Genomic DNA, 6,281 nt, shown 5'->3' on the forward strand with positions numbered 1-6,281 from the left:
CCTCTCCTTCCAGTCGAGGCACACACTAGAACTCGACCGCTCGTCCGCCCTGCCCCCGCTGCGGGGGAGGGCCGGGGCGGGAGCGCGGGCCGCCGGGACGGCCGCCGAGGTCCCAGTCCTCGGCGGCGGTGGCGGCGACGGCACGGGTGTCGGCCCAGGAGCGTACGGAGTCGATCCGTTCCGCCTGGGTGACGCTGAGCGGCACCATGCTGACCAGCGCCCGGACCAGGTCGTCGCGGCGCAGCGGACGCCGCTCGGCGAACGCGTCGAAGAGCCCGCCGACGACGGCCTGCTCGATCTCGGCCCCCGAGTAGCCCTCGCTGAGCCCGGCCAGCTCGCCGAGCAGGGCGTCGTCGAGGGCCAGGCCGCCGGCGACGGCCGGATTGCGCAGCCGCCGGGCCAGGTGGACCCGCCAGATCGACGCCCGCTCCGCGCGGGTCGGCAGGTCGACGAAGAAGATCTCGTCGAAGCGGCCCTTGCGGAGCAGCTCCGGGGGCAGCCCCTCGAAGTCGTTCGCGGTCGCGATGACGAAGACGGGCCGCGTCTTCTCCTGCATCCAGGTCAGGAAGGAGCCGAAGACCCGGGCGGAGGTGCCGGAGTCGCCGGCGCCGCCGGCGAAGCCCTTCTCGATCTCGTCCACCCACAGCACGCACGGCGCGGTCGCCTCGGCCGTCCGGATGGCGGTGCGCATGTTCTGTTCGCTCGACCCGACGAGCCCGGCGAAGACCCGGCCGACGTCCAACCGCAGCAGCGGCAGGCCCCAGGCCGCGGCGATCGCCTTCGCGGTCAGCGACTTGCCGCAGCCGGGCACGCCGGTGATCAGGACGCCCCGGGGCGCGGGCAGCCCGTACGCCGCCGCCTCGGCCAGCCAGGAACCGTCCCGCCGGGCCAGCCACCGCTTCAGGTTCTCCAGCCCGCCGACGTCGGCGAGGTCGACGGTGACGTCGACGAACTCCAGCAGCCCCGACTTGCGTACGGTCTGCCGCTTCTCCTCGTGCACCACGGCGAGGTCGCCGTCGTCGAGCACCCCGTCGTTGACCATGGCGCGGGCGAACGCGTTCTCCGCCTCGTGCAGGGTGAGCCCGAGCGCGGCCTTGACGAACCGTTCCCGGCCGAGGTCGTCCAGGCCCATCCGGATCCGACCGCTGGCCGAGTTGGCGGCGATCATCCCGTCCAGCACCCGCCGGATCTCCGCCTCGGTGGGCAGCGGGAAGTCGACGATGGTCACGTCCTTCTCCAGCTCCACCGGGATGTGCAGCACCGGCGAGACGAGGACGAGGGTGCGCGGCACCGGCCCGGCCTTGAAGGCCGCCGCCAGGTCCCGCAGCCGGCGGACCACCCCGGGGCCGCCCCGCTGGTCGCCGCCGCCGTGCGCGGGGTGCAGGTCCTTGAAGATCAGTACGCTCGGGTGGTCGACCCGCAGCGCCGCGTCGAGCGCGTCCGCGGGGTCGGTCGTGCCCTTGCGGGCGACGCCGTCGGGCTGCACGAGCCCTGTCGTCTGCGACCAGGTCCACACCGCGCGGGGCGTGCGGACCGCCATGGCGTCCTGGGCGACCGCGCAGACCTCGGCGACAACCCGCTGTTCCTCGAACGACTCGACGTAGAGGATCGGGAAGCGCGCCTTGAGCAGTTGTGACAGCGCGACCCGGAACGGCACCACCGTCGATCCCTCCCCCACGCCGCGCACCTGAGCAGCGCAGACTCTAACAGCCGGAGAGATCGGCGCCCGGCGGCCGATCGGGCGCGGAATCTCTGGTCCCCGCCGCGTCGACTGCCCTGCCCGCCCGGTGGCCCGTTCGGTGCCCGCGGGGGCCGGAGCGGGTTCCGCACGAAGATCGCCCGCCCGCTACCGTTCCCGGTCGGGGAGGTGCCGCCGATGTACGTGGTGTCCGTGATCAACTACAAGGGCGGGGTCGGCAAGACCACCGTCACCGCCAACCTCGGGGCCGAACTGGCCAACCGGGGCATGAAGGTGCTGCTCGTCGACCTCGATCCGCAGGCCAGCCTGACGTTCGGCTTCTACGAACCCGACGACTGGCGGGAGCGGCTGCGCGACGGCCGGACGGTGAAGCGCTGGTACGACGGGCTGCACGGGGACATCCCGGCGGTGACCCTGGGCGAGCTGGTCGTCTCCCCCGGCCCGGCCAACGCGCGACTCACCGGCACCGGCCGCCTCGACCTGATCGCGTCCCACCTCCAGCTCGTCGACATCGACCTGACCCTGGCCCGGGGCGTGGCCGACGGCGAGGAGTACGACGCCGAGCTGTTCCGGGTGCGCGGCTCCCTCGCCGAGGGGCTGCACGACGACGCGCTGGGCGGCTACGACCTGGTGCTCATCGACTGCCCGCCGAACTTCAACGTGGTCACCCAGTCGGCCATCATCGCCAGCGACCACCTGCTCATCCCCGCGAAGGCGGACTACCTCTCCACGCTGGGCATCGACTACCTGCACGGCAACGTCCGGGAGCTGGTCGACCACTACAACGCCGACGCCCGCCGGTTCGCCACCACCCGCCGGCACCACAAGGTCGCCCCCGGTGTGGCCGGGGTGGTGTTCACCATGATCCAGCTGATGGCGCAGCGGCCGATCGCCGCGCACCAGGGCTACATGGACCAGGTCCGCGCGCTCGGCCTGCCGGTCTTCCCCACCGCCCTGCGGGAAAACGTCACGGCGTTCGCCACGAACACCCCGCGCGGCGTGCCGGTGGTGCTGCGCGACCGGATCACCGCTCCGGTCGTCCGCGACGAGCTGCGTCAGTTCGCCACGGAGTTCCTCGAACACCTCCAGCCCGAGCGGGTCGTGTCGTGACCGGGCCGGGCCGCGACGTCACCGACCTGCTGAGCGCGCTGCTGCGGGAGCTGCCGGCCGCCGACCTCGCCGCCCTGGTCGAGGGGCGCGCCCGGCTCGCGGTGGTGCCGCTCGACGGCGCCCCGCCCGGTCCGCCCACCGCCGCGCGCCCGGTGCCCCCCCCCCGCCCGTCGGGCCGCCGTACCCCCGCGTCCGGCCGACCAGCCGGCGGGCCGGTCCGGCCCACCCGCGGATCCGGCCGGCCAGCCGGCACGTCCGGTCGCCCCATCCGCGGATCCGGCGGGCCCGGCCGCGCGGTCCGCCCGGGGGGCGGTGCCGGCGACCGACCCGGCCCGCGCCCGCGCCGCACTGGCGGCCATGTCCCGCCGCGCCGACGGTACGGCGTACCTCTCCGGCTGGACCGCCCGCGACCTGCGGGCGCTGGCCGCGGGCCTGGAGTTGCGGGGCGTCGCCGGGCTGCGCAAGGCGGACCTGGTCGATCGGATCGTGGACCGCACCATCGGCTTCCGCCTCGACTCCACCGCCATCCGCCGCCGCTGAGTCGCCGCTGAGCCGGCCCCCGGGCCGACGCCGGTCCGGCGCGCGAGCCGACGCCGACCCGGCACACGAGCCGACGCCGACCCGGCACACGAGCCAACGCTGAGCGGGCGCGCGAACCGACGCCAACCCGGCACGCGAGCCGCCGCCGACCCGGCGCGTGGGCCGGCCGGCGGGCCGCCGGCCCCTAGGCTGGCCCGTACAGGGGCGAGGAGGTCGCATGGACAGGTGGGTGGCGCTGTTGCGCGGGGTCAACGTCGGCGGCGCGAAGGTCGGCATGGCCGACCTGCGCCGGCTGGTCGCCGGCCTCGGGCACGACGACGTGAAGACCTACCTCCAGAGCGGGAACGTGGTCTTCGGCAGCACCGTGCGCGACGCCGACGCGTTGGCGCGGGGCATCGAGCGGGCGATCGCCGACGAGCTGGGGCTGACGGTGCCGGTGCTGGTGCGCGGCGGCCGGGAGTTGGCGGCGGTGGCCGGCGGCAACCCGTACGCCGACGGGGAGGACGACCCGACGCGGCTGCTGGTCGCCTTCCTCGCGACCGCGCCCGGGAAGTCCGCCGTGGACGCGCTGACCGTGCCCGGCGGCGAGAACGTCGCGTTCACGGTCACCGGGCGCGAGGTCTATCTGCACTACCCCGACGGGGGCTACGGCCGGTCGAAGTTCACGAACAACTACCTGGAGAAGAAGCTCGGCGTGGTGGCGACCACCCGCAACTGGCGGTCGGTGCGCGCCCTCGCCGAGCTGGCGACACCCTGACCCGACCAAACGTGGTCGGGGCGCGCCGCCCCCTGTCAGCGGCGCGCCCCGAGCGTGTGCCGGGGACCGGTCAGCTCAGGTCGACCCGGATCAGGTTGGTGCCGCGGGTGGTGAAGAGGGCGCGCACGCCGTCGGTGACCACCTCCGGGGCGCCGAACCAGGACTGGTTCAGCCCGTCCGCCAGCACCGTCAGCGTCGGCTGGCGGCGGCCCACGGGGACCGTCCAGAGGCGGGTGCCGTCGACGCCGAAGACCCGGTCGTCGATGACGGCCAGCTTGCCGCCGGCCGCGCCGACGTCGATCCGCCAGAGCACCTCACGGGTACGCGGATCCAGCGCGAAGAGTTCGCCCTCGCTGGTGACGCCGACCAACACCCGGCCGATCAGCTTCAGGTCCACGATGACGCCGCCCGAGGTGGGCTCGACGAGCCAGGCCAGGCGCTCGGTGCGGTAGTCGAAGTAGCCGAGCCGGGCCCGGCTGGTCGTCGGGGTGGTCCCGTAGCCGTTGCGGATGCTGCCGCCGAGGAAGACGCCGTGCGGGTCGGGGCAGAGCGACTGCACGGTCTGGTCCGGCAGGATGCCCCGCCAGCTGCGGATCCGCTGCCCGTCGTAGATGTTGAGCGCGCCCTCCCAGCGGCCGTAGTCCGGCTCGGTGGACATCAGCACCAGGCCGCGGCGCCGGTCGACGGTCAGCGACGTCGGCCGGGTCTGTTCCTGCCCGGCGTCGACCCGGGCCACCTCGGTGGCGGCCCGTCCGTCGACGGGCAGGGTGAGGTAGCGGGCCAGGGTGTAGACGCCCATGTGCACCAGGCCCCCGTACGTCTCCATGTCCTTCGCCTCGCCGCCGAACGGCACCCGGAAGGTGTCGAAGGCCGCAGTGGCCTCGGTGGAGACGACCTGCACGCCGAGGGTGCCGCCGACCACGATCCGGTCGCCCGCGTGGCAGAGGGACATCGGCCGTTCGGGGGTGGGGGCGAGGTCCGGCGAACTCATGTCCAGCGCCTCGGTGGTGCGGGTGTCGAGGTCGTAGAAGATGCCCCCGGCGGTCTGCACGGCCCAGAGCCGGCCGTCGTCGAGGAAGCCGATCCGGACGTTCGACGCCTCCGCGATCGGGACGCCGACCAGGGTGGGCGCGGTGTCGCCGAGCCGGAACCGGTAGAGCGAGCCGCTCGGGCGGGTGGTGTAGAAGATCTCGTCGCCGCGGCTGGTGATGCCGACGACGAACGAGTCGTTCGGGGTCTTGAGGATCTGGTGGCGGCTGTGGTCGCGGGTGTCCACGACGAGGATCTCGGCCGTGGGCGAGATGCCGACGACGAGGTGGTCGCCGGCGAGGTGGCAGACCGCGCCGAAGGTGCGGTCGCGCAGTGCGGCGGGGAGGATGTCGGTGCGGGTGCCGGTGGCCCGGTCGTAGGCGACGAGCCCGGCGTGGGACCCGATGCCGCAGTAGACGGTGGTGTCGGTGGCGACCAGGTCGCGAACGTAGGTGTCGTCGGGGTCCATCCGACCGTGGTCGGTGGCCCGGTCGGTCGCCGGGTCGTACTCCCAGAGCTTCGCCGAGGGGTAGGTGCCGACGAAGACCCTGCCGTCCGGGGACGCCTTGACGGTCCAGCCGACCTCCTCCTTCAGGTCGAGCACCCGGGTCACCTCCAGGGTGACGGTGTCCACCTTGAACAGCAGACCCGGGGAGTACGAGGAGACGAAGAGGTCGGTGCCGACCGCGTCGATGCCCCAGAGGCCGGGTACGCCGGGGATGAGGGCGGTCTTGGTGATCCGCCGCTGGGTCAGGTCGTACGCGGCGACCCGGGTAGGCAGGATCTGCCGGGTGGCGAACCAGATCTCGTCGCCGACGCGGACGCCGTTGCCGAAGTTGAGCACCCGGGAGGCCGCGCCGAGGTCGGTGATGGCGACGTCGAACGTCTCGCCGAGGTCGCCGTCCGGGGCGGCGAGGGCCGCCCGAGGGGATACGGCCGCTGCCGTTACCGCACCGAGCCCGGCGAGCAGTGCCCGCCGCGAGAGATTTCCCGTCATCATGCGCCCTTCCGGCTGGGTTCACCCTGAGTCGACCAAAGCCTCCACGGTTACGGCCCTGACCGTTAACGGGGAACCCTAGGACCGGGAGAGTCGGCCGTCAACGGGTGACGGACCGGTCGTGCGGTCGCGGCCCCGGGCCGCGACCG

Annotated in this window: 5 protein-coding genes; 3 read left to right on the top strand and 2 right to left on the bottom strand. The window is 73.8% G+C overall.

The window, feature by feature from the left end; all coding sequences use genetic code 11:
- Positions 1 to 25 precede the first annotated feature (25 nt).
- The gene (locus ABZ793_RS20120) at positions 26 to 1,678 is read right to left on the bottom strand and encodes an AAA family ATPase (protein ID WP_357459305.1); all 1,653 of its coding nucleotides are present in this window, start codon (positions 1,676 to 1,678) and stop codon (positions 26 to 28) included.
- A gap of 198 nt (positions 1,679 to 1,876) precedes the next feature.
- On the opposite strand from ABZ793_RS20120, the gene ABZ793_RS20125 reads away from it, so the two are divergent.
- The 3 genes from ABZ793_RS20125 to ABZ793_RS20135 all read left to right on the top strand — a co-directional run bounded on the left by ABZ793_RS20125 (position 1,877) and on the right by ABZ793_RS20135 (position 4,106).
- A complete protein-coding gene (locus ABZ793_RS20125; RefSeq protein WP_357459308.1) occupies positions 1,877 to 2,809 on the top strand; it encodes an AAA family ATPase in 933 nt (310 codons plus the stop codon).
- Between the two features lie 312 nt (positions 2,810 to 3,121).
- Positions 3,122 to 3,349: a Rho termination factor N-terminal domain-containing protein gene (locus ABZ793_RS20130; protein WP_357459310.1), complete on the top strand. Its 228-nt coding sequence runs from the start codon at positions 3,122 to 3,124 to the stop codon at positions 3,347 to 3,349.
- Positions 3,350 to 3,566: 217 nt separating this feature from the next.
- Positions 3,567 to 4,106 carry a DUF1697 domain-containing protein gene (locus ABZ793_RS20135; protein ID WP_357459313.1) on the top strand — a complete coding sequence of 180 codons (540 nt, stop codon included), beginning with the start codon at positions 3,567 to 3,569 and terminating at the stop codon, positions 4,104 to 4,106.
- Positions 4,107 to 4,176: 70 nt separating this feature from the next.
- On the opposite strand, the gene ABZ793_RS20140 is transcribed toward ABZ793_RS20135, so the two are convergent.
- Positions 4,177 to 6,132: a PQQ-binding-like beta-propeller repeat protein gene (locus tag ABZ793_RS20140; protein ID WP_357459316.1), complete on the bottom strand. Its 1,956-nt coding sequence runs from the start codon at positions 6,130 to 6,132 to the stop codon at positions 4,177 to 4,179.
- Between the last annotated feature and the right edge of the window lie 149 nt (positions 6,133 to 6,281).

The sequence above is a fragment of the Micromonospora sp. NPDC047465 genome (assembly GCF_040643125.1).
Taxonomy (GTDB): Bacteria; Actinomycetota; Actinomycetes; order Mycobacteriales; family Micromonosporaceae; genus Micromonospora.

Coding starts and splice junctions, on each gene's coding strand:
- ABZ793_RS20140 (WP_357459316.1), bottom strand. CDS start 6,132: ATGACGGGAAATCTCTCGCGGCGGGCACTGCTCGCCGGGCTCGGTGCG.
- ABZ793_RS20125 (WP_357459308.1), top strand. CDS start 1,877: ATGTACGTGGTGTCCGTGATCAACTACAAGGGCGGGGTCGGCAAGACC.
- ABZ793_RS20135 (WP_357459313.1), top strand. CDS start 3,567: ATGGACAGGTGGGTGGCGCTGTTGCGCGGGGTCAACGTCGGCGGCGCG.